The organism is Streptomyces phaeolivaceus (genome assembly GCF_009184865.1).
In the GTDB taxonomy this organism is placed as follows: Bacteria; Actinomycetota; Actinomycetes; order Streptomycetales; family Streptomycetaceae; genus Streptomyces; species Streptomyces phaeolivaceus.
In genome coordinates this window covers 1,274,323-1,295,497 of sequence record NZ_CP045096.1, presented here as the reverse complement: position 1 = coordinate 1,295,497, position 21,175 = coordinate 1,274,323, and the positions used below count along the sequence as shown (strand labels likewise).

General features: G+C 71.9%; 22 protein-coding genes and 1 pseudogene. 10 read left to right on the top strand and 13 right to left on the bottom strand.

Annotated elements, in window-relative coordinates:
* Window positions 1-71 precede the first annotated feature (71 nt).
* The 3 genes from F9278_RS06205 to F9278_RS06190 all read left to right on the top strand — a co-directional run bounded on the left by F9278_RS06205 (window position 72) and on the right by F9278_RS06190 (window position 3,204).
* Window positions 72-1,652, top strand: a complete 1,581-nt coding sequence (locus F9278_RS06205) for an ABC transporter substrate-binding protein (protein ID WP_152167365.1) — start codon at window positions 72-74, stop codon at window positions 1,650-1,652.
* A 141-nt stretch (window positions 1,653-1,793) separates the two neighbouring features.
* Entirely contained in the window at window positions 1,794-2,477 is a 684-nt protein-coding gene (locus tag F9278_RS06200; RefSeq protein ID WP_152167364.1) for a uracil-DNA glycosylase, read from the top strand.
* A 157-nt stretch (window positions 2,478-2,634) separates the two neighbouring features.
* Complete coding sequence (locus tag F9278_RS06190) at window positions 2,635-3,204, top strand: tetratricopeptide repeat protein (protein ID WP_152167363.1); 570 nt, start codon at window positions 2,635-2,637, stop codon at window positions 3,202-3,204.
* Window positions 3,205-3,383: 179 nt separating this feature from the next.
* Here the strand turns inward: F9278_RS06190 and F9278_RS06185 are convergent, their stop codons facing one another.
* Window positions 3,384-3,899: a hypothetical protein gene (locus F9278_RS06185; RefSeq protein WP_152167362.1), complete on the bottom strand. Its 516-nt coding sequence runs from the start codon at window positions 3,897-3,899 to the stop codon at window positions 3,384-3,386.
* 144 nt (window positions 3,900-4,043) lie between these two features.
* Entirely contained in the window at window positions 4,044-4,556 is a 513-nt protein-coding gene (locus F9278_RS06180) for a DinB family protein (protein ID WP_152167361.1), read from the bottom strand.
* 83 nt (window positions 4,557-4,639) lie between these two features.
* Between F9278_RS06180 and F9278_RS06175 the strand changes: the two genes are divergently transcribed.
* Window positions 4,640-5,548, top strand: a complete 909-nt coding sequence (locus F9278_RS06175; RefSeq protein ID WP_152167360.1) for a Gfo/Idh/MocA family protein — start codon at window positions 4,640-4,642, stop codon at window positions 5,546-5,548.
* Here F9278_RS06175 and lnt read toward each other — a convergent pair.
* Entirely contained in the window at window positions 5,494-7,062 is a 1,569-nt protein-coding gene (gene lnt, locus F9278_RS06170; RefSeq protein ID WP_152167359.1) for an apolipoprotein N-acyltransferase, read from the bottom strand. The genes F9278_RS06175 and lnt overlap by 55 nt on opposite strands.
* A 335-nt stretch (window positions 7,063-7,397) precedes the next feature.
* Entirely contained in the window at window positions 7,398-7,871 is a 474-nt protein-coding gene (locus F9278_RS06165; protein WP_152167358.1) for a nuclear transport factor 2 family protein, read from the bottom strand.
* A gap of 127 nt (window positions 7,872-7,998) precedes the next feature.
* Between F9278_RS06165 and F9278_RS06160 the strand changes: the two genes are divergently transcribed.
* Window positions 7,999-8,592, top strand: a complete 594-nt coding sequence (locus tag F9278_RS06160; RefSeq protein ID WP_226966656.1) for a DUF4291 domain-containing protein — start codon at window positions 7,999-8,001, stop codon at window positions 8,590-8,592.
* 8 nt (window positions 8,593-8,600) lie between these two features.
* Here F9278_RS06160 and F9278_RS06155 read toward each other — a convergent pair whose 3' ends face one another.
* Window positions 8,601-9,818, bottom strand: a complete 1,218-nt coding sequence (locus F9278_RS06155) for a serine hydrolase domain-containing protein (protein WP_152167356.1) — start codon at window positions 9,816-9,818, stop codon at window positions 8,601-8,603.
* 126 nt (window positions 9,819-9,944) lie between these two features.
* Window positions 9,945-10,961 carry an expansin EXLX1 family cellulose-binding protein gene (locus F9278_RS06150; RefSeq protein WP_404818861.1) on the bottom strand — a complete coding sequence of 339 codons (1,017 nt, stop codon included), beginning with the start codon at window positions 10,959-10,961 and terminating at the stop codon, window positions 9,945-9,947.
* Between the two features lie 202 nt (window positions 10,962-11,163).
* Here F9278_RS06150 and F9278_RS06145 point away from each other — a divergent pair, with 202 nt between their 5' ends.
* Window positions 11,164-11,904 (top strand): SDR family NAD(P)-dependent oxidoreductase, encoded by a 741-nt coding sequence (locus F9278_RS06145; protein ID WP_152167354.1) that lies wholly within the window; start codon window positions 11,164-11,166, stop codon window positions 11,902-11,904.
* Window positions 11,905-12,043: 139 nt separating this feature from the next.
* On the opposite strand, the pseudogene F9278_RS06135 reads toward F9278_RS06145, so the two are convergent.
* From F9278_RS06135 to F9278_RS06125, 3 genes and pseudogenes are all read right to left on the bottom strand, one after another.
* Window positions 12,044-12,619, bottom strand: a pseudogene (locus F9278_RS06135) (chloramphenicol phosphotransferase CPT family protein); the annotation flags it as partial.
* Window positions 12,616-12,795 (bottom strand): hypothetical protein, encoded by a 180-nt coding sequence (locus F9278_RS06130; protein ID WP_152167352.1) that lies wholly within the window; start codon window positions 12,793-12,795, stop codon window positions 12,616-12,618. The pseudogene F9278_RS06135 and the gene F9278_RS06130, both read right to left, overlap by 4 nt.
* A gap of 135 nt (window positions 12,796-12,930) precedes the next feature.
* Entirely contained in the window at window positions 12,931-13,806 is an 876-nt protein-coding gene (locus tag F9278_RS06125; RefSeq protein WP_152167351.1) for an undecaprenyl-diphosphate phosphatase, read from the bottom strand.
* 359 nt (window positions 13,807-14,165) lie between these two features.
* On the opposite strand from F9278_RS06125, the gene F9278_RS06120 reads away from it, so the two are divergent.
* The 3 genes from F9278_RS06120 (at window position 14,166) to F9278_RS06110 (ending at window position 17,082) form a co-directional block, all read left to right on the top strand.
* Window positions 14,166-15,413, top strand: coding sequence for a Gfo/Idh/MocA family protein (locus tag F9278_RS06120; protein WP_193241388.1), 1,248 nt, complete (start codon window positions 14,166-14,168; stop codon window positions 15,411-15,413).
* Window positions 15,410-16,345: a DUF6807 domain-containing protein gene (locus F9278_RS06115; RefSeq protein ID WP_152167349.1), complete on the top strand. Its 936-nt coding sequence runs from the start codon at window positions 15,410-15,412 to the stop codon at window positions 16,343-16,345. The genes F9278_RS06120 and F9278_RS06115 overlap by 4 nt, the downstream gene beginning before the upstream one ends.
* Window positions 16,346-16,467: 122 nt before the next feature.
* Window positions 16,468-17,082, top strand: a complete 615-nt coding sequence (locus F9278_RS06110) for a cupin domain-containing protein (RefSeq protein WP_404819004.1) — start codon at window positions 16,468-16,470, stop codon at window positions 17,080-17,082.
* 46 nt (window positions 17,083-17,128) lie between these two features.
* On the opposite strand, the gene F9278_RS06105 is transcribed toward F9278_RS06110, so the two are convergent.
* The 4 genes from F9278_RS06105 to F9278_RS06095 form a co-directional block, all read right to left on the bottom strand.
* Entirely contained in the window at window positions 17,129-18,358 is a 1,230-nt protein-coding gene (locus F9278_RS06105) for a DUF5667 domain-containing protein (RefSeq protein WP_152167348.1), read from the bottom strand.
* Entirely contained in the window at window positions 18,355-18,906 is a 552-nt protein-coding gene (locus F9278_RS06100; protein WP_193241387.1) for an RNA polymerase sigma factor, read from the bottom strand. The genes F9278_RS06105 and F9278_RS06100 overlap by 4 nt, the downstream gene beginning before the upstream one ends.
* Complete coding sequence (locus F9278_RS46075; RefSeq protein WP_193241386.1) at window positions 18,903-19,244, bottom strand: hypothetical protein; 342 nt, start codon at window positions 19,242-19,244, stop codon at window positions 18,903-18,905. The genes F9278_RS06100 and F9278_RS46075 overlap by 4 nt, the downstream gene beginning before the upstream one ends.
* Window positions 19,245-19,400: 156 nt before the next feature.
* Window positions 19,401-19,871, bottom strand: coding sequence for a winged helix-turn-helix transcriptional regulator (locus F9278_RS06095; protein ID WP_152167346.1), 471 nt, complete (start codon window positions 19,869-19,871; stop codon window positions 19,401-19,403).
* Window positions 19,872-19,973: 102 nt separating this feature from the next.
* Here F9278_RS06095 and F9278_RS06090 point away from each other — a divergent pair, with 102 nt between their 5' ends.
* Window positions 19,974-21,143 carry a thiolase family protein gene (locus tag F9278_RS06090; RefSeq protein WP_152167345.1) on the top strand — a complete coding sequence of 390 codons (1,170 nt, stop codon included), beginning with the start codon at window positions 19,974-19,976 and terminating at the stop codon, window positions 21,141-21,143.
* The last annotated feature ends 32 nt before the right edge of the window (window positions 21,144-21,175 follow it).

Below are 21,175 nucleotides of genomic sequence, written 5' to 3'. Positions count from 1 at the left end.
GGCGCCTGCGGTCGCAGGGGCCTGCGGTATCGTTCGCCCCCTCTTGGTACGGCATTTCGAGGAGCATGCACGTGTTCAACCGGAACCGATACTTGCCGCCACTCGCGGTGATCGCGTCCATATCCATGGTGACCGGATGTGGTGTGTTCTCCTCGGACGCCTCCGACGACGCGGACCCCATCATCGTGGGGACCACCAGTGCGCCGAGCACGCTGGACCCGGCCGCGGCCTGGGACAACTCCTGGGAGCTGATGCGCAACGTCTTCCAGCCCCTGCTCGGTTACGCGCCCGGCGCGTCCGATCCCGAGCCGGACGCCGCCGAGAGCTGCGACTTCACGGACAGCTCCAGCACGGTGTACAGCTGCACCCTGCGCGAGGGCCTGAAGTTCTCGAACGGGCACACGCTGGACGCGAAGGCCGTCAAGTACTCCTTCGACCGGATCAAGAAGATCAACGTCAACGGCGGCCCCGCGGGTCTGCTGACCACCCTCTCCCGGGTGCAGACGAAGGGCGACCGCGAGGTCGTCTTCCACCTCAACCAGCCCGACGCGACCTTCCCGCTGGTGCTCACCACGCCCGCCATGTCGATCGTGGACCCCGCGGACTACCCCGCGGACAAGCTCCGCGAGGACGGCGAGATCACCGGCTCCGGGCCCTACGACCTCGCCTCCTACGACGAGGGCAAGACGGCCGAGCTGGTCAAGAACGAGAACTACAAGGGCATCGCGGACCTCAAGAACTCCGCCATCACCATCCAGTACTTCCAGCAGTCCGACAAGATGGTCAGCGCCCTCAAGAACAAGGACATCTCGGTCATCTATCGAGGGCTCGGGGCCGCGGACATCGTGGACATCCAGGCCAACCACGACGAGGAGGGGCTCCAGATCGTGGAGAACCCCACCACCGAGATCAGCTACCTGGTGTTCAACCCCAAGGACAGCTGGGCCAAGAACCCCGCCGTGCGCAAGGCGGTCGCCCAGGTCCTCGACCGGCCCGCGCTCGCCCACAACATCTACAAGGACACCGTCGAGCCGCTGTACTCCATGATCCCCAGGGGTCTGGTGGGCCACACGACGGGCTTCTTCGACGACTACGGCAACCCCAGCGCGACCAAGGCGAAGTCCATCCTCACCGAGGCGGGCATCACCGAAACGGTTCCTCTCACGCTCTGGTACACCTCGGACCGCTACGGCTCCCAGACCAAGCCGGCCTTCGAGGAGCTGAAGCGCCAACTGGAGGCGTCGGGGCTGTTCAAGGTCACGCTGAAGAGCCGCCCCTGGAAGACCTACTCCGAGGGCTACCAGAAGGGCGAGTACCCGGTCTTCGGCCGTGGCTGGAACCCCGACTTCAACGACGCCGACAACTTCATCGCCCCGTTCGTGGGCGAGCAGAACGCGCTCGGTACGCCGTACAAGAGCCCGGAGATCACGGACAAGCTGCTCCCCGAGTCGCGCGCCGAGAGCGACCGCGGCGCGGTGTCCGAGGAGTTCGAGGAGGCGCAGCAGATCCTCGTGGACGACGCCCGGCTGATCCCGCTCTGGCAGGGCAAGGCGTACACGGCCGCGAACGAGGAGATCGCCGGCCTGGAGAACGTCATCGACCCCGCGACGATGATGATCATGTGGCAGCTCTCCTGGAAGACCAGCTGGTAGCACCGGTCATTCCGGGTGCCGGGGGCCGTTGTCAGTGGGCGGCTGTAGGTTCTGTGCTCTGAAGGCGGTCGTGCTTCGCACGGCCGTCCATGGCCGCGCGTTCCGCGGCCGTGAAGTGAGCGCACACCGGAGGAAGTTGACGTGACCGACATCGCCATGCTGCCCGAGTCCTGGCGCGGGGTCCTGGGGGACGAGCTTCAGCAGCCCTACTTCAAGGAACTCACCGAGTTCGTCGAGGAGGAGCGCGCCAAGGGTCCCGTCTACCCTCCCCGTGAGCAGGTGTTCGCCGCGCTGGACGCCACGCCGTACGAGAGCGTGAAGGTCCTCGTCCTCGGCCAGGACCCGTACCACGGCGAGGGCCAGGGCCACGGTCTGTGCTTCTCCGTACGGCCCGGGGTGAAGACCCCGCCGTCCCTGCGGAACATCTACAAGGAGATGCAGGCCGAGCTGGGCACCCCGATCCCGGACAACGGCTATCTGCTGCCGTGGGCCCAGCAGGGTGTGCTGCTGCTCAACGCGGTGCTCACGGTCCGCTCCGGTGAGGCCAACTCGCACAAGGGCAAGGGCTGGGAGAAGTTCACCGACGCCGTGATCCGCGCGGTCGCCGACCGGCCCGACCCGGCGGTCTTCGTGCTGTGGGGCAACTACGCGCAGAAGAAGCTCCCGCTGATCGACGAGGAGCGCCATGTCGTGGTGAAGGGCGCGCACCCCTCGCCGCTGTCGGCCAAGAAGTTCTTCGGCTCGCAGCCGTTCACGCAGATCAACGAGGCCGTCGCCCGGCAGGGCCACGAGGCGATCGACTGGACGATCCCCGACCTCGGCTGACCGGCCACCGCCCGTCGACCTCACCTTCCCGCTCGCCCGTACGACCGCCGGGGCGCCCCCGCGGTCGTACGGAGCGGCCTGACCGGGATTGCCGGTGCCTGCCGTTAGCGTCGGGAGGGACAGGGCGGGACAGGGGGCGACGAGTGCGGAGGACGCGGTGGTGGAGCGACAGGAGCAGGTGGCACCGGACGCCGTGCTGACCCGGATCGGGCAGGCGGTCATGCTGCACCACGGCGGTGACCGCGAGGAGGCCCGGGACCGGCTCCGGAAGCTGTGGGCGGAGATCGGGGACGACGGCGCCCCGCTCCACCGCTGCACCCTGGCGCACTACATGGCCGACACCCAGGACGACCCGGGCAGTGAACTGGCCTGGGATCTCCGGGCGTTGTCGGCGGCCGACGAGCTGTCGGACGGGCTGTCCGCCGGGCGGTCGGCGGGGCGGCACATCACCGGACACTCCGTCGGGCACCCCACGGGGCACCACGACGAGCTGGCGGTGCGCGCCTTCTACCCCTCGCTCCACCTCAACCTCGCCGCCGACTACGCGAGGCTGGGCCGCCACGACGCGGCCCGCAGCCATCTGCGGCTGGCCCGGGTCGCGCTGGCCACGCTGGAGGACGACGGCCACGGCGACGGCACCCGCACCGCCCTGGCCCGGCTGGAGGCCCGGCTCGACGAGGAGGGCCCCGCCGGGGAGACACCGGGGCCGCCGCGACAGCGGCCCTAGGCCTGCCCTAGGCCCTGTCGTCAAATTCCCGTCTGCCTCGCGACGCCATGCACGCTCCCCCAGTCTCGGCTTCTCTCGACCGGGAGGTACCCCCACGACGCCGCGAGGTTGCCTTCCGGGCGACGGCAGGAATTTGGCGACAGGACCTAGCGCCGGAGCGCGCGCCCCCGGTGGGTGCCTCAGCGGCCGTACACGTCCTTGCAGATGGCGGCCTGGGGGGTGTCCTTGCCCCAGCCGCCGTACCGGTGGCCGAGGGCACAGACGTCGGAGTTCCTCGGTGGCCGTGTCGGGACGGTTCTGGGGAGGGGCGGGATCTCGACATGGGGCCGGGAGGTGGGGGGCGGGCCGTGGCGCTCGGAGGGTTCCCGGCGTTCGTCGCGGGGCGGCGGTGGAGGCGCGGCCGGTGCGTCGGCCGCGGGGGCGGGCGCGGTGGTGGAGGTCGTCGGCACGGCGGGCCTCGGCTTCGTGGGCGCGCTCGGTGTGGGTTCCCGGGGCGGGCCGATCAGCTCCAGGGCCTCCCGCGCCGGGGCCTCCACGATCTGGGTCCGGGTGCTGCCCTCCGGGCGCGGCTCGGACGGCCGGGACGGGACGGTGGACGGCTCCGGCGGGGGCGGGGGCTGCGCGGCCACGCAGCCGGTGAGGGCCGAGACGGCCACGGTGACCAGGAGCGTTGCGGTGGTGGTCGGTCGATGCACGCGCGCAACTCTGCTGTGTCCGGGCCGCTTTGGGGAGGGGGCAGGCGGAGGATGCCCCCACATGGGTGACGCCCGGGACCGTCGACGACGCCACGGGCCCTCGCTCGGCACCCGTCCGCCCCGCCCGGTTCCTGCCCGCCCCGCTCAGTACCCCGTGGCCCCGTCGATCCGCTCCCGGAGCAGGTCCGCGTGGCCGTTGTGCCGGGCGTACTCCTCGATCATGTGGGTGTAGATCCACCGCAGGCTCGGTGTCCGGCCCGACCGCCGGTGCACGGCCTTGCTGATGTCGTCCAGGGCGAACCCCTCGGCGTTGCGCCGGGCGACCGCGATCTCCGTCCGCCAGGTGCCGTGCGCCTCCTCCCAGGTGTCCTCCTCGGTGAGGTGGAACTCCCCGTCCGGGTCCTCCTCGCTGAAGTAGATCGGCCCCTGGTCGTCGTCCACCAGCACCTTGCGGAACCAGATCCGCTCGACCTCGGCCATGTGCCGTACGAGCCCCAGCAGGGACAGCTCCGAGGGCGGCACCGACGCGGTCCTCAACCGGGCGTCGTCCAGGCCCGCGCACTTGATCGCCAGAGTCTCGCGGTGGTAGTCGAGCCAGCCTTCGAGCATGGTCCGTTCGTCGGCGGTGGCGGAGGGTTCGCTACGTGGGGTGGTCATACCGGCCATCGTGGCAGCCCCCGTATGCTGCCGACGAGGCATTTCGACGGCACTCCGTGGACCACCGTGGACGGGAGACCCCTGTGAAGGTCGGCTGCATCGGGCTCGGCGACATCGCGCAGAAGGCCTATCTGCCGGTGCTCGGCACCCGGCCGGGGCTCGAACTCCATCTGCAGACGCGGACACCCGCCACCCTCGCCCACGTCGCCGACAGCCTCCACCTCCCGCCCGGACAGCGGCACGCCGACCTCGACGCGCTGCTCGCCGAGGACCTCGACGCGGCCTTCGTGCACGCCCCGACCGGGGCCCACCCCGAGATCGTCGCGCGGCTGCTGGAGGCGGGCGTCCCGACGTACGTCGACAAGCCCCTCGCGTACGAACTCGCCGACTCCGAACGGCTCGTACGGCTCGCGGAGGAGCGGAACGTCGGGCTCGCCGTGGGCTTCAACCGGCGGTACGCGCCCGGGTACGCGCAGTGCGCCGATCATCCGCGTGAGCTGATCCTGATGCAGAAGAACCGCATCGGCCTGCCCGAACTGCCGCGCACGATGATCCTGGACGACTTCATCCATGTCGTCGACACCCTGCGGTTCCTGGTGCCGGGCGAGATCGAGGACGTGACCGTGCGCGCCCGCACCGAGGACGGGCTGCTGCACCACGTCGTGCTCCAGCTGTCCGGTGACGGGTTCACCGCGCTCGGTGTGATGAACCGGCTCAGCGGCTCGGCGGAGGAGATCCTCGAGGTCTCCGGGCAGGACACCAAACGACAGGTCGTGAACCTCGCGGAGGTCGTCGACCACAAGGGGCAGCCGTCCCTGAGGCGGCGCGGCGACTGGGTGCCCGTGGCCCGGCAGCGCGGCATCGAGCAGGCCGTCCTCGCCTTCCTCGACGCGGTCCGCGTCGGCAAGGTGCTCGGCGCGCGGGACGCGCTGGCCACTCATGAACTGTGCGAGCGGGTGGTGCGGGCGGTGGAGGACCCGCCCGCCTCCTGAGTGTCCGTTGGGGGAGAGCCGGTCCGCAGCCGCAGGGCCCGTACGCCCTCGAACGCGGCCCAGGCCATCAGGACCAGCAGCGCCGCGTGCACCGGCCAGTCGCCGAGGCGGACGTACGGCGTCGTACCGCTCGCCAGCGGCACGTCGTACACCGCGCTCGTGCTCTCGTCCGTGCCGAGCCAGGAGCCGACGCGTTCGCCGTCCGGGCCGTACACCGCCGAGACACCGGTGAGTGTCGCGTGGACCATCGGACGGCCGGTCTCGGCGGCCCGCAGCGCGGCCAGCGAGGCGTGCTGCTCCGGGGCCCAGCTCTGCTGGAACGTCGAGGTCGCCGACTGCGCGAGCAGCAACTCGGCGCCGTCCCGGGCGAGATGACGGCTCATGTCCGGGAACGCGGACTCGAAGCAGACCATCGGGCCGATCCGCAGGCCCTTCCCGGAGTCGAACACGACCTGTTCGGTGCCGCGTCTGCGGTCCTCGCCCGCCGCCTCGCCGACCGAGGTGGCCCAGCCGAGCAGGGAGCGCATCGGGATGTACTCGCCGAACGGGACCAGGCGCATCTTGTCGTAGCGGTCGCCGGTCGGGCCGTCGGGGCCGACCAGCACGGAACTCTTGTAGATGCCGGGACGGTCGGAGCGGCGGGCGTCCACGTTCACCAGGATGTTCGTGTCCGTCTCACGGGCCAGCGCGGCGATCCGGTCGGAGAGGTCGGGGCGGTCGGCGAGGTCGTAGCCGACGCTGCTCTCGCCCCACACGATCAGGTCGAGGTCCCGCCCGGCGAGCCGCCGGGTGAGCGTCTCCTCCCGGGCGAACCGCTTGTCGGGGCCGTCGGTGACACCGGGCTGGACGACGGCGACGCGCACCTCGCCGCTCACGTCGGGGCGCGGCGACCACAGCCACACCGCCGAGGTGGCGAGGGCCGCCGCGACGAGGCCGGCGAGCGCGGGTGCCCGGGAGCGGCGGACCGCGACCAGCACGGTGACCGCGACATTGACGGCCACCACCAGGAAGCTGAGCAGCCAGACACCGCCGACCGAGGCCAGCCGCAGCGCGGGCTCCACCTGCCACTGGCTGGAGCCCAGCAGGCCCCAGGGGCCGCCGAGGCCCTGCCAGGAGCGGACGAGCTCGATCATCAGCCAGCCCGACGGTACGACCAGCAGGGCGGCGGCGACCCGGCCCGGTGAGGGGGTGCCGCTGAGGAACCGGCGCACCAGCCAGGCCCAGGGGGCCCACAGTGCGCCCAGGAGGCCCGCGATGACGAAGGTGAACACATGGAGGTTCGGCAGCAGCCAGTGGTGCATCGCCAGCATGAACGCGAAGCCGCCGAGCCAGCCGTCGTACGCCGCTCGGCGGGCGGTGGGGGCCGTGCGGAGCAGCAGCATCCAGGGGGTCAGCGCGGTGTACGCGAACCACCACAGGGAGGGGGCCGGGAACGCGAGTACGGGGAGGGCGCCGGCCGCGACGATGGCTGCCCGCCGGCGCCATGGGGAGGTGAACCGGTTCGGCGTCCTCATGCAGCGCCTCCCTCCCCAGTGGTGAGTCCTTCCAGTGTGCGCGCCGGGGACGATCTCCGACAGGGGGCGTGACTTTGCTGCCGCTGGCCTTGGCCTGCTTCTCCCACCCACGCACCGCCCGTGCGGGTCGGCTGACAAGTACGGGTCTCCCGTGGGGGTGCCTCGCAGTCGGCGGCTGCGGGCCGTGGGGCCGGGTGGGTGACGGGCCGGGTGGGTGACAGGGCAGGTGTGTGGCGGGACAGCTGCGTGGCGGGCCAGGTGTTCGGCGGGAGGGCTGTGTGGCGGGCCGGGTGGGTGACAGGGCAGGTGTGTGGCTGTGGGGTGGGGTGGGGTGGTCAGGTGGGGGAGGGGTGGGGGGAGCGGCGCCATTTTTCTTGGACCGTCAGTTCGGTTATGCGCCAGCCGTCGGGGGTGCGGATCAGGGTGAAGGCGTAGCGCCCGCCGCAGACGAAGTCGGGGGCGGTGGATCCGCCGTCCTGGCCGGCGAGGCGCATCGGGTTGATGTAGTCGGCCTGGACCTGGGCGGTGTCGCCGGTGTCCTGCTCCAGATATCCGAAGCGCACCCGGCGGTTGACGATCAGATGCTGCCGCATCGGGAACAGTTCCATGCTCCGGGCCAGCCATCGGGCGACCTGCGCGGCGTCGCCCTCGATACCGCCCGCCGAGCGGTAGTCCGCGCGGCCCTCCGGTGCGAACAGATCCCGGTACGCCGTCCAGTCGCCGTCGTCCACCGCCACCGCGTACTCGGTGATCAGGCCGTCGACGGCGAGTCGGTCCATCACGGTCGCGAGCTCCACGCGCTGCGTCATCGGCTCAGTGTTGGGGCAGGAGGCGTGCCACGCCAAGGGGCGTGCGCCCGTTATCGATATTCGGTGGCCCGGAGGCACCGCCGTGATCGAACCTGGTCCGGTGAGTGAGAGTGAACGCCCCTCAGCGGTGACAGAGCCCAGATACCGTGTCCGCGCCCGCCATACCGCCGACACCGTCACCGTCTACCAGGCGTACCGCCCGGGGATCGGCGGCCCGGCCGCCCGGCACGGCCGTTTCCCGGCCGCCTGGAAGCGGGACCGGATGACCTGGATCAAGCCGTCCTTCCTGTGGATGATGTACCGCTGCGGCTGGGGGCTGAAGGAGGGCCAGGAGACGGTCCTCGCCGTCGAGATCGGCCGCGACGGCTTTGATTGGGCGCTGCGCAACTCCTGCCTCTCGCACTATGTGCCGGACCTGTACGAGAGCCAGGCCGCCTGGAAGCAGGAGCTGCGGCGGTCGCCCGCGCGGGTGCAGTGGGACCCCGAGCGGAATCTGCGGTTCACCCCGCTGCCGTACCGCTCGCTGCAGCTGGGCCTGTCGGGTGAGGCGGCGGCCCGGTACGCGGACGAGTGGATCGTCGGCATCACGGACGTGACCCCCCTGGCCAGGGAGGTCCACGGCCTCGTACGGGCCGGTGACCTGGCGGCGGCCACCGCGCTGCTGCCCGAGGAGCTGCCCTGTCCCGTCGCGGACGACATGCCGGCGCATGTGCGCGGCTGAGCCCTCGGTCAGCCCGGGTGCCGGCCGAGGAGTGCGCAGACCGCGTTCTCCTCGATCGTGCGGAGCCGCTCCAGCAGGTCGGGGGCGAGGGTGCGGTTCACCTGGGTGGTGAGGGAGAAGGTGAGCGACCTCCGGCCGTCGGGGGTCGCGGCGATCAGCTGGGTGTAGCCGGGGAAGTTCCCGGTGTGCCCCAGCACCACCCCGCAGCGGGTCTCGTAGCGGAAGATGGCGAGACCGGCCGTGTTGCGGCCGGGGCCGGCCGGTTCGGACGCCCCCTCGATCCAGCGGCGCTGCTCACGCAGGACCCCTCGTGACGTCAGCCGTCCGGCGGCGTAGCCGCGGATGAACCGGGTCATGTCGTGCGGGGTGGAGACGATCCCGCCCGAGGCCCACACACCGGACGCGCTGAGCGCCTCGCTGACGTCCTCCGGCGGCGCGGGCGGCTCGATGGCGTACCCGTGCATGTACGGCTCCGGCATCTCGTAGCCCAGCGGGAGGCTGGTGTCGCGCAGTCCGAGCGGCCGGTAGACGATCCGGTCGAGCAGTTCCTCGTACGGCCGGTGGGTCACGGCCTCCGCCATCAGCGCTACGGCGATGTTGTCGGAGTTGGAGTACTGGTAGCGCGAGCCGGGGCGGAAGCGCAGCCGTTCGTCCGCGACGAAGTCCAGCAGCCGACGGGGGTCGAAGGTGCGGCGCGGGTCCGCCGTGAGCAGTGCCAGGAACTCCGGGTCCTCGCTGTAGTCGGGCAGTCCGCTGGTGTGGTTGAGCAGCTGCCGCAGGGTGACCGACCGCCAGGCGCGCGGCAGCTGGGGCAGGGTGCGGCCGAGGGTGCTGTCGAGCCGGAGGGACCTCTGCCGCACCAGCCGCAGCGCCACGGCACCGCTGTACGCCTTCGCCGTGCTGGCGATCCGCATGTGGTCGGTGGGCTCGATCGGGCGGCCGGTCTCCAGATCGGCGACACCGGCGCGGAGGATGCGGGGCGCGCCGTTCCGTTGCAGTACGACGATCACACCCGGCGGCCCTCCGGGGGTGGCGACCAGGTCGTCGAGCTGCCGTTGCAGCGCGCGCTCGCTCACGTCGTCGGAGCCGGTGTCGGCGGCGCCCGCCGACGGGGCCAGGAGCAGACCGCCGAGGCAGGAGGCGCCGAGCAGGGCGATCAGGGAGCGGCGGAGGGGGAGAGGGAGGGGGAGGCGGGGGCGAGGGCGGGAATCGCGTGAGAGTGGCATGGGGGTCCCGGGATGCTCGGGGGCAGGGGCACCCTCAGCATTGGCCGGGACCTCGGCCGTGCGCGCGCGAGCTTGCGCTATCCGGCGGACGGGGAACGGCGGGCGTTGAGCGGGGGCGGGGCGCGGTCAGCGTGCCGTGAACTGCGTTCCGGTCGCCTGGGCGACGTCCGGCCGTACCGCGAGCCCCTCGACGGTCAGCCGCTCCCCGTAGATGTCGGTGATCCGCAGCGCGCCGCCGCACCCGGTGCCCTGCTCGGAGAGGAAGTAGTTGTACTCGGTACGGGGCAGTGCGGACCAGCCGCCGTCGTCGCGGACCTCCAGCCGGGCCACCGGGTTCCGGTGACCGATCACCTGGATGCCGCACCAGTACTGGCTGGACCCGGTCTTGTACCGGATCGACATCGGGTCGGCCGCGCCGGGGCTCAGCAGGCTCCAGGTGATCGGGATCTGGCCGCGCGAGGGGGCGGCGAGCTTGGCGAACGCCTCGGCGCTGAGGTCGAGTTGGCCGGGCTTGCAGGGCGCCGGGCACTCGTTGGTGATCCGTACGGTGACGGCGGCGCCGCCCGCCGCGCGGACCCGTACATAGGCCCCGCAGGCCTTGGAGACCTCGTAGTCGGTGGTGTTCATCGCGGCGGTCATCACGTCGTCGCTCGCGCCGAAGGAGCAGGCGCCGCCCTCGCCCGTCCCGGCGTCGTAGAAGGTGGCGACCCCCTCGTAGTCGACCCCGGGGCGGATCCGTCCCGCCAGGGGGCCCGAGGCGGAGCCGGCCTGCCGGGTGACGGCGGGTGACGGTCGGGTGGGCTCGGTGGTCGGGGTCGCCGACGGGGTGGTCTTCGCGGTCGACGGGGACGGGGACGGGGATTTCGAGGGTGTGGGGGACGCCTTCTTCCGCTCCGGTGCGGCGGAGGACGGATCGGTCGCCCGGGAGGTCGTCGCGGCGGGTGCGTTCCCGACCTTCCCGGCGGCCTCGCTGTCGCTCTCGCGGTCGGGGCCGAAGGCGATGACGAGCGAGGCGGCGAGCCCGACGGCCGCCACGGCGGCGACGGATATGAGGGCGGTGCGCCGCCCGGGTCCGCGGGAGGAGGCGCGGGCGGCGGAGCGAGGGGAGGAGCGTCGGGAGGAGCGATGGGAACGGGCTGCCACGTTCAAGTCCTTCGGTTCCATGCGTGGTTCGGGAGAAAGCATGAGGCGTGTGGGGCTCGCGTGAAAGGAGCTTGCCACTCATCTGTCGCCGCCGGGGCCGGAATGGTTGCCCTCGCCTTGTTGCGCGGCATACGCCGAAGACGGCGGGTGGGCCGCGATCGTAGGATGATCGGTCGCCGAGTGCGCTGTCAGGGAGGTTGGGATGTCACGTCCGGTCACGGTGGTCACGGGTGGGAGCCGGGGGATCGGTGCCGCGACCTGTCTGCGGCTCGCGGCGGACGGTCACGACGTGGTCGTGGGGTACGTCAACGACGGGGCCGCCGCCGAGTGGATCGCCACGGGTGTGCGGGCGAACGGGGCGCGGTGCGTCACCGTCAGGGCCGACACCTCGGTGGAGGCCGATGTGGACCGGCTGTTCGAGACGGCGGCGGAGCGGCTGGGGGCGGTGACGGGGCTGGTCAACAACGCCGGGGTGACGGGGCCGTTCGGGAGGCTGGCGGACACCGACACGGAGGTGCTGCGGCGGGTGGTGGAGGTCAACCTCCTCGGGGTGCTGCTGTGTTCGCGCCGGGCGGCCAGGGTGATGGCGGCCTCGGGGAGCGGTGCCATCGTCAACGTGTCCTCGGCGGCGGCCACGTTGGGCAGTCCCGGTGAGTACGTCCACTACGCGGCGACCAAGGCGGCGGTCGACACGCTGACGACGGGGCTGGCGAAGGAGCTCGGGCCGGACGGTATCCGGGTCAACGCGGTGGCGCCCGGGGTGATCGACACGGAGATCCATGCGCGGATGGGGGATCCGGAACGGCCGGAGCGAATCGCCGCGTCCGTGCCGCTGCGGCGGCCGGGGCGTGCGGATGAGATCGCCTCGGCGATCGCGTGGTTGATGTCGCCGGAGGCGTCGTACACGACGGGGGCGGTGTTGCGGGTCTCAGGGGGGCGGTGAAGCGCCGTGCGGGGTACGGTCGTTGGCCGGGTGCGGGTGCGGGTGCGGGTGCGGGTGCGGGTGCGGGTGCGGGTGCGGGTGCGGGTGCGGGTGCGGGTGCGGGTGTGCTTGCTCGCGCGGTTCCCCGCGCCCCTTTCAGGGCGCGGAGTCGCTCGAACGCCGTCGGTCTGGGGCGGTGGGGCAGGAACTCCTTGATGCGCAGGGCGCAGGGGAGGGGGTCCGTGCGGCTTGTGTCGCACTCGATGTCGTAGAGACCGTGGGAGTGCACCTGGTCCAGCTGCCGTGCGGCAAGTCCCGCCGGGCGGTCGCCCCGTTCCCGTTCGCGGCGTTCCAGTTCGGCGCGGGGGCAGTGCACGCCGACGAACACGACGTCCTGCGGCACGAAGAGGTCGAGGCAGTCCCGTAGCCGCCATTCCGCGCTCAGGACATGGTCCATGACGACGGTGTTTCCCGCGGCGGCCATCCCGGCGACCGCGCGGTGGTAGCCCCGCCAGGTGTCGTGCAGGACCGCGTTGAGTCGTTCCGGTGGCAGTTCTCGGGGTGTGCGCATGGCGTGGAACGTGTCGACCGGGATGTGGAAGGCCGGTTCGTCGAGGACGCGCAGCAGTTGCGTCGCGAGGGTCGACTTGCCCGAACTGGACGTGCCGTTGAGGAAGATGATCAGGCCGCCGGGGATGTCGTCCCGCTCGGCGGCCGGGCGGGACGGCGCGGTCACGCGGCCTCGATGATGTCTCCGCGTATCGCCGCCGCCCACTCCACGACCAACAGCTCGTACTCCGCCCGCTCCTGTGCCGAAAGCGATCCGCCCGCGTGTCGCCACAACGCTCGGATCTGGTCGTTCAAGTCGGCGGCGGACCGCACGGAACCACGGACAAGGGAATCGGGGGACATGCGGACAAGAGTAGGCGCCGGGACTGACACTGCGCTACTGGGCGGCTACGGATGTCGTATGTGGTTGGTCACTGAGGGGAGTTGGGGGATCGGGGAGTCCGGGGGAGGGGCGGCCCCGGTCGGGCCGGAGGGCGCTCAGCCCGCCGACTCGCCCGCGTGCGGGCTCAGGACGCCCATGGAGACCAGGACCACGATCACGATGCCGAGCGCGATGCGGTACCAGACGAACGGCATGAAGCTCTTGGTGGAAATGAACTTCATGAACCATGCGATGACTGCGTAGCCGACGAAGAACGCGATGATCGTGGCGAAGATCGTCGGGCCCCAGGAGACATGGCCGCCCTCCATCGCGTCCTTCAACTCGTAGCCGCCCGAGGCGATCACGGCCGGGATGGCGAGGAGGAAGGAGTAGCGGGCCGCGGCCTCGCGCTTGTAGCCCATCAGCAGGCCACCGCTGATGGTGGCGCCGGAGCGGGAGACGCCGGGGATCAGGGCCATGGCCTGGCAGAGGCCGAAGATCAGACCGTCCTTGATGCTGAGCTGTTCGAGGCTCTTGCGCTCCTTGGCGGCGCGGTGCTTGCCGCCCGTCTCGTCGCGCGCGGCCAGCCGGTCCGCCACGCCCAGGACGATGCCCATGACGATCAGCATCGTCGCCGTGAGGCGCAGATCACGGAAGGGGCCCTCGATCTGGTCCTTGAGCGTCACACCGAGGACACCGATCGGGATCGAGCCGACGATCACCAGCCAGCCCATCTGGGCGTCGTGGTCGGCGCGCATCTCCTTGTTGAACAGGGAGCGGGACCACGCCGAGATGATGTTGGCGATGTCCTTGCGGAAGTAGATCAGCACGGCCGCCTCGGTGCCGATCTGGGTGATCGCGGTGAAGGCCGCGCCCGGGTCCTCCCAGCCGGAGAAGGCCGCGGTCAGGCGCAGGTGCGCGCTGGAGGAGACGGGGAGGAATTCGGTCAGCCCCTGGACGAGTCCGAGGATGAGGGATTCAAACCAAGACATGAAGTTACGTGGTCCAAGCGCTGATCGTGGAGGGCCGACGGAAGACGTGCCGCGCCGCGGGGCGGGTGATCACAGGTTCTGGGGGGCAGCCTAGCGCCCCTTGGGGACAGGGCTGTCACAGGGGTTTCGCAGGGCCGGGCGAGGGGCGGGCGGAGGGTGTGCGGGGGACGGGTGGAGCGCGGGCGTTCCGAGGCGTGGAACGGCCGGATCCGCGGTGTTGACCAGTCACTATGTCCGCACATACGTTGCTGGCGAGGGAAAGCGCTTGCCGTGGTGAGGGTCGCCGTTCCGCCGGAACCCCCGCCACCAGGCGTTCGCCACCGTCCGATGTCACGTTCGATGGAGTGCTGATCACGTCCATGCCCACACCCAGCAACGACCCGAGCCCGACCCCGGACCAGCTGCCGAACAACGCCCCGGCCCCGCTCGCCGGCCGTCGTGTCCGCGCCGCGATCATCGGCATCGGCGCCATCGGCGGTGGCTCGCATCTGCCCGCGCTCGCGCGGCTCGCCGAGGAGGGCGAGACCGAGGTCGTCGCCGCCGTCGACATCGATGCCGACGCGGTGGCCAAGTTCTGCGCGGAGCACGGCATCCCGCACGGCTACACCGATCTGGACCGCATGCTGGCGGAGGTGCGGCCCGACCTGGTCAGCATCTGCACCCCGCCCACCCTGCACCGTGACCAGACCGTCGCCGCGCTGCGGGCCGGTGCCTGGGTGTGGTGCGAGAAGCCGCCGGTGCCGACGCTCGCCGACTTCGACGCCGTCGAGGCGGAGGAGGGCGCGGAGACCGGTGGGCCGTACGCCTCGATCGTCTTCCAGCACCGCTTCGGCTCGGGCGCGCGGCATGTGCGGAAGCTCCTCGCGGAGGGGAGTCTCGGGCGCCCGCTCGTCGCGCACTGCCAGACGACCTGGTACCGCGACACCGCCTACTACGCCGTCCCGTGGCGCGGACGCTGGGCCACCGAGGGCGGCGGACCCGCCATGGGCCACGGCATCCACCAGATGGATCTGCTGCTCGATCTGCTCGGCCCGTGGAGCGAGGTCCGGGCCATGGCCGGGCGGCTCGTCCATGACGTGGAGACCGAGGACGTCTCCACGGCCCTCGTGCGCTTCGAGAGCGGCGCGCTGGCCACCGTCGTCAACAGTGTCCTCAGCCCCGACGAGGTCAGTCGCATCCGCGTCGACTGCGAACGCGCCACCGTCGAACTGACCCATCTGTACGGCCACTCCAACGCCGACTGGTCCGTCACCCCGGCCCCGGGCACCTCCGACGCGGACGCGGCGGCCTGGCGGGACTTCGGCGAGGACGTGCCCAGCTCGCACGTCGCCCAGCTGCGCGAGCTGGTGGCCAGCATGCGCGCGGGCGAGCGTCCGTGCAGCAGCGGCGCCGACGGGCGGATGAGCCTGGAGCTGATCGCCGCGCTGTACAAGTCGGCGTTCACGGACGCGACCGTACGGCGTGGGGAGATCGGGCCCGGCGACCCGTTCCACACGGCCATGCACGGAGGCGCCCCCGGGTGGGCGCCCGGAACCGCCCAGGTGTCCGCCGGCGCGGGCTCAGGCGCCGCGAACCCCGCCGGCACGAGTGAGGAGATCTCCGCATGACCTTCCACGACGGGCTGCGCGTCGTCCACGCGCACGGCGACCGGATCACGGTCACCGAACCCGCCACCGGTGTCGAGCTGTTGAGCTATGTCTACCGGCCGGAGGCGGCCTGGGAGGCGCCGAAGCCGTATCTGCACCCAATCCGGACGCTGGCCGGGGATGTCGTCACCGACTTCCGGCCCAACGACCACCGCTGGCACAAGGGCCTGCAGCTCACCGCCTCGCACCTGTCGGGCCAGAACCTGTGGGGCGGCAACTCCTATGTGCACGGCGAGGGTTATCTGCCGATCCCCGAGCGGGTCGGCTCGATGACCCACATCGGCTTCGACGTCGTCGAGTCGGACGGCGAGCGGGTCGTGATCGCCGAGCGGCTGACCTGGCATCCGTACACCGGGGAGCTGTGGGCCGACGAGGAGCGCCGGATCGAGATCCACGACGTCGACACCGAGTCGGGTTCCTGGGCGCTGACCTGGACGAGCGCGATCACCAACCGCCGGGACGAGCCACTGCTGTTCGGCAGCCCGACGACCGCCGGGCGCGAGATGGCCGGTTACACGGGCCTGTTCTGGCGCGGCCCGCGGGCCTTCCGGGACGGGCGGATCATCGGGCCCGACGCCGAGGGACCCGAGCTGATGGGCGGGCAGGCGCCCTGGCTGGCCTACTCGGGCGAGCACGACGGCACCGACGGCCACGCCACGCTCGTCTTCGCGCACGCGCCCGAGAACGACCACACGGGAGCCGAGGGAGCCCACCCGGCGCACTGGTTCGTCCGCAACGAGCCGTTCGCCGCCGTCGCCCCCTCCTGGGCCTTCTACGACGAACTGGAGCTGGCCCCCGGCGACACGCTCACCCGCCGCTACCGGATCGTCGTGGCGGACGGCTCCTGGGAGCGGGAGGAGATCGCCAAGTACCTGGAGGCGCATCCGTGGTGAACGGCGACGAGGGCCACGAGGGCTTCGCGGGCTTCGAGGGACTGCCGGGCGGGGTCGCCGTCTCGCACCTGTCCGTGTACGACTGGCCCGCGACGGACGGGGTCTGCGGCGGAACTCCCCATATGCATCTGACCTGTTCGGAGGCGTACGTCGTCACCGGCGGGCGCGGGGCCGTGCAGACGCTGACGACCTCCGGGTACGAGGTGACGCCGCTGGCGCCCGGGACGGTCGCCTGGTTCACGCCCGGCACCATCCACCGGCTGGTCAACGAGGACGATCTGCGGATCACCGTCCTCATGCAGAACAGCGGGCTCCCGGAGGCGGGCGACGCCGTCCTCACCCTGCCCCCGGAGCATCTGACCGATCCGGAGACGTACGCCGCCGCCACCCGTATCCCGGTGGACGCGCCGGAGGAGGAGCAGGAGCGGGTCGCCCGCGCCCGGCGGGATCTCGCGCTGAAGGGCTACCGGGCCCTGCGCGACGCCTCCGGCCCCGAGCCGCTCGCCGCGTTCCACCGGGCCGCCGCCGCGCTCGTACGGCCCCGGCTCGCGGAGTGGCGGGCGCGGTGGGAGCGGGGCGCGCGGGCCGCCGCCGCGGTGACCGGGGAGCAGTTGGACCGGTTGGAGCGGGGGGACGTGTCGCACCTCGCCGACGCCGTCGTACGGGCCGAGGAGCCGTCCGCGTACGGGAAGTTCGGGATGTGCGGGCGGTTGGACGTCTACCGTCCGTCGCCCTAGCGGGCCCGGCCCGGGGCGGGCCGTGGATTCGGCCCGCCCCGAGCACTCAGACGCCGACCGGCCGGTGTGCCGCCCCGCCGGTGTCCACGAACCGCCCCGGGAGCACGGGCAGGTGCGAGGGGGAGGAGCGGAGGATCGGCGGGACCGGTGACGGCCGGGGCCGTGTCACCTCGTCGATGGAGTCGAAGGTGAACGTGACCCGACCGGCGACGTCGTCCAGCCCGGCCGGGAGCCGGTCGCGGACCTGTCCCCATTCCTCCCGGTGGGCGTCGGAGAACGACGACAGCACCCGCACCGGGTCGCGTGAGTCCCCCGTGCTCATCACGGCGACGAGCAGCCGCCGCCCCGCGGAGGCGTCCTCGTCCAGGTCGGTCAGGGTGCTGGAGAGCTCGATCGTGTACAGGTCGGCCTGCGCGTTGTCCCGGGCGATCCGGTCCGTCAGCGCGTCCAGTTCGTGCAGCCGCGTGGCCGCGAGCCCGAGGTAGACCTCGCCCCGCTCGGTGTCCCCGTCCGCCCAGGTGAGACGGAAGTCCTCGATGCCTCGCTTGACGCCGTACAGCGAGTCGCCGGGCAGGGCGTCCGTACTGGCGGCGGCGACGCCGGTCAGGGTTCCCGCCGTGACCCCGAGGGCGACACCGAGGACGACGAGCGTACGGGCCCATCGGGAACGCGGTCCGCGCGCGAAGTCGCGTCCGGGGCGCGGCTGCGTCCGCTGTTCCGGCACCCGGGACGCGGCGGCGGTCTCCCCGTGCGTCCGTTCCACGGCGGCGACCAGCCGCGCGCGCTGCGCGGCCTTCACCTCGGGATCCAGTGCCGGATGCGGCAGGGAGCGCAGCGCGTCCGCCAGGGCGACGAGCCGGGACTGCTCGGGTGCCGCGTCGGCCGAGTCCGTGCCGCTCCCTTGGCCCGGGGCGCCCGCGGGGTGCTCCAGGGCCTGTGCGAGCGCTGCCGCTCGGCGCTGGGGTGTCAGGACGAGCACCGTGCCCGCGCCGGCCCCGGAAAGGACCGCGTCGGAACCGTCCCGGGCGGCCGTCGCCACCGTCGGCACGGTCGGGACGGCGGCGTCCCCGGATCCGGCCGCGCCGGCGGACCGGCGCGCCGCCGCCGTGGCCGGGCGTGCGGCGGTCCGCCGGACCCTGGCCAGCATGGCGGCCTGGGCTTCGGCGGTGAGCAGCGGAAGGTGGGTGTCGAGGTGGGCCTCGGCCAGGGCGAGGCGGTCAGCGACCAGGGCGTCCGGTCGGGTGCCGGGCCTCGCTTCGGGTGTCTCCCGTGTCATCGTTCCTCCTCTCTCGTGCCGAAGAACTCCTGGAGCCGTCTGGCGGCATGTGTCAGTTGGGTGGTCACGGTGCTGCGGCTCTTGCCCAGTTCCTCGGCGACCTGGTCCGGTGGCTTGTGCAGCATCCAGCTCATGACCGCGATCTCCCGCATGGCCGGCGGAAGTTGCTGGAAGGCGGCGATGACGTCGTCATGGGCGATCTTCCCCTCCAGCGGGTCGGCGGCGCTCCGGTGCGGCCCGTCGACGCTCAACCGCTCCTGCAGACGGGCCTCCAGACGGGCTTCCTTCCGCCAGTCGCGGTGGTGTTTCGTGATGCCGTTCCTGAGCGTCCTGAACAGGTACGCGCGGGGGTTCCCGATCGCCGTCCAGCGCGTGAGGATCTCGACGAACGCGTTCGCGACGATCTCCTCGACGTCCGCGCTCGGCGCCTGGAGATGGACGAACGTCACCGCCTGTCTGTAGTACGTGTCGAAGAACTCGGTGAACCGGGCGTGCGGGTCCTCCGGCGCCTGGTCCGGGGTTCCGGCGGGCGGGATGCTGTCGGTCACCGGCCCCCGCCCGCTTCGACCGTGCCGGACGAACGGTTCGCCACGCGGGTGCCGCTGCCGCACGGGCGGCGACGGGGCCGGTGCGCGTGCGGCCGGCGGACCGCCGGCGACCGCTGTGCGGTCTCGCCACGGTTCTCGGGCAGCCGGAGTTCCCAGATCAGCAGAGTGCCCCCGCGTGTTCGGCGCTCTTCTCGTACGGTTCCCCCTGTGCGGGCGAGTTCCCTCAGGACGGCGCGGTTCAACCGCTGACGAGAACGGTCGCGGACCCACAGGGCGATCATCCGGGTGTGGGTCAGCAGACTGATCGCGAGGAGCGCGCCCGGGGCGAGATGGTGCACGGTGGTTGGTCCTTCACTGCGTTGGGGGAGATGACCCTGACGCATACAAGAGGGACTGACCCCCGCTCCTGACGAGACCGCCCGAATCGGAAAGACGGGCGATGCGTCACCCCCCCCGCGCGCGCGTGGAGCACGCCACCGGCCGGACGGGCCCTTCTAGACCGTTGCCGGGCCCTTCACCGACCAGCCCGGGGACTGCGGGTGGGCCGTCAGGTCCTCGTGGTGGACGTCGGCGCCGCAGGCCGTGCAGGTGACCGCCGGGATCAGTTCGTTGCCGCAGATGTGCTCGATCACCATCGGGCGGTCGTCCTCCTGTCGGAGATGGCGGTCGCCCCAGGCCATGAGGGTCATCAGGACCGGCTCCAGTTCGAGACCCGCCCGGGTGGGCCGGTACTCGAAGCGCTGCGGGCGCTCGCAGTAGACGTGCTTGTGCAGGACGCCCGCGTCCACGAGACGGCGCAGACGGGTCGCCAGTACGTCGCGCGGCGCCCCGATGTTGCGGATCAGCTGGTCGAAGCGGCCGTTGCCGAGGCAGACCTCGCGCAGGACCAGCAGCGAGTACTTCTCACCGACGATCGCCAGGGCGTCGGCGATGGAACAGGGGCGGGGATCTCCGGAGGCGGGCATACGCCCAGTCTAGGGGAGGGTTTGCTTTTCCAACTCATCGAGCTATGGTGAGTTCGGATTTCCTACTCACTGGTAGTCGCCCGGCAGTCGTGGAGGCCCACCATGCGTGACGCAGTCGTCGTCGAAGCCGTACGCACCCCGATCGGCAAGGGCAAGCCGAACGGCGCCCTCGCCCATGTCCACCCCGTGGAACTTCTCGCCCACACCCTGCGCGCCCTCGTCGACCGCGCGGGCGTCGACCCCGCGCTCATCGACGACGTCATCGGCGGCACCGTCGACCAGGTCGGCGAACAGGCCATGAACACCACCCGCTACGCCGTCCTCTCGGCGGGCTTCCCGGAGACGGTGCCCGCGACCACGGTCGACCGGCAGTGCGGCTCCTCCCAGCAGGCCGTGCACTTCGCTGCCCAGGGCGTCATCTCCGGGGCGTACGACATCGTCGTGGCCTGCGGGGTCGAGTCGATGAGCCGGGTGCCGATGTGGTCCAACGTGCCGCCCGGCAAGGACCCGTTCGGACCCGGTGTCGCCGCGCGCCACCCCGAGGGGCTCGTACCGCAGGGCATCAGCGCCGAGCTGATCGCCGCCAAGTGGTCGATCGGGCGGGAGGAGATGGACGCGTTCGCGGTGTCGTCCCACCGCAAGGCCGCGGCGGCCTGGGAGGCGGGCCTCTTCGACGCCGAGGTCGCGCCGCTGGACGGGGTGACGCGCGACGAGTGCGTACGGCCCGGCAGCACGCCCGAGATCCTCGCCGGGCTCAGGCCCGCCTACCACGACCCCGGGTTCGCCGAGCGGTTCCCGCAGATCGAGTGGAACGTCACCGCGGGGAACGCCAGCCCGGTCAACGACGGGGCCTCGGCCGTCCTCGTCACGTCCAGCGAGACGGCGGCCCGGCTCGGGCTGCGCCCGCTCGTCCGGCTGCGCGACTTCGCCGTGACCGGCTCCGATCCGCTGCTGATGCTCACGGGGGTCGTACCGGCCACGGAGAAGGTGCTCCGCCGGGCCGGACTGACCCTCGACGACATCGACCTCTTCGAGGTGAACGAGGCGTTCGCCAGTGTGGTGCTCGCCTGGCGGCAGGAGACGGGGGCGGACCTGAGGAAGGTCAACGTCCACGGGGGAGCCATCGCGCTGGGGCATCCGCTGGGGGCGAGCGGGACCCGGCTGACGACGACGCTGGTGCACGCCATGCGGGAGCGCGGCGCCCGCTTCGGGCTGCAGACCATGTGCGAGGCGGGCGGGCTGGCCAACGCGATGGTGGTGGAGGCGGTGTGAGGGCGGTCGGAACCCTCCGGGCCGCGCCCGAG

Excerpts from the sequence above, each read along its gene's own strand:
- F9278_RS06130 (WP_152167352.1), bottom strand. The coding sequence starts at position 12,795 with ATGTCCCCCGATTCCCTTGTCCGTGGTTCCGTGCGGTCCGCCGCCGAC.
- F9278_RS06115 (WP_152167349.1), top strand. The coding sequence starts at position 15,410 with ATGACCTTCCACGACGGGCTGCGCGTCGTCCACGCGCACGGCGACCGG.
- F9278_RS06090 (WP_152167345.1), top strand. The coding sequence starts at position 19,974 with ATGCGTGACGCAGTCGTCGTCGAAGCCGTACGCACCCCGATCGGCAAG.
- F9278_RS06180 (WP_152167361.1), bottom strand. The coding sequence starts at position 4,556 with ATGACCACCCCACGTAGCGAACCCTCCGCCACCGCCGACGAACGGACC.
- F9278_RS06095 (WP_152167346.1), bottom strand. The coding sequence starts at position 19,871 with ATGCCCGCCTCCGGAGATCCCCGCCCCTGTTCCATCGCCGACGCCCTG.
- F9278_RS06165 (WP_152167358.1), bottom strand. The coding sequence starts at position 7,871 with ATGACGCAGCGCGTGGAGCTCGCGACCGTGATGGACCGACTCGCCGTC.
- F9278_RS06110 (WP_404819004.1), top strand. The coding sequence starts at position 16,468 with ATGCATCTGACCTGTTCGGAGGCGTACGTCGTCACCGGCGGGCGCGGG.
- F9278_RS06155 (WP_152167356.1), bottom strand. The coding sequence starts at position 9,818 with ATGCCACTCTCACGCGATTCCCGCCCTCGCCCCCGCCTCCCCCTCCCT.
- lnt (WP_152167359.1), bottom strand. The coding sequence starts at position 7,062 with ATGAGGACGCCGAACCGGTTCACCTCCCCATGGCGCCGGCGGGCAGCC.
- F9278_RS06105 (WP_152167348.1), bottom strand. The coding sequence starts at position 18,358 with ATGACACGGGAGACACCCGAAGCGAGGCCCGGCACCCGACCGGACGCC.
- F9278_RS06145 (WP_152167354.1), top strand. The coding sequence starts at position 11,164 with ATGTCACGTCCGGTCACGGTGGTCACGGGTGGGAGCCGGGGGATCGGT.
- F9278_RS06125 (WP_152167351.1), bottom strand. The coding sequence starts at position 13,806 with ATGTCTTGGTTTGAATCCCTCATCCTCGGACTCGTCCAGGGGCTGACC.
- F9278_RS06120 (WP_193241388.1), top strand. The coding sequence starts at position 14,166 with ATGCCCACACCCAGCAACGACCCGAGCCCGACCCCGGACCAGCTGCCG.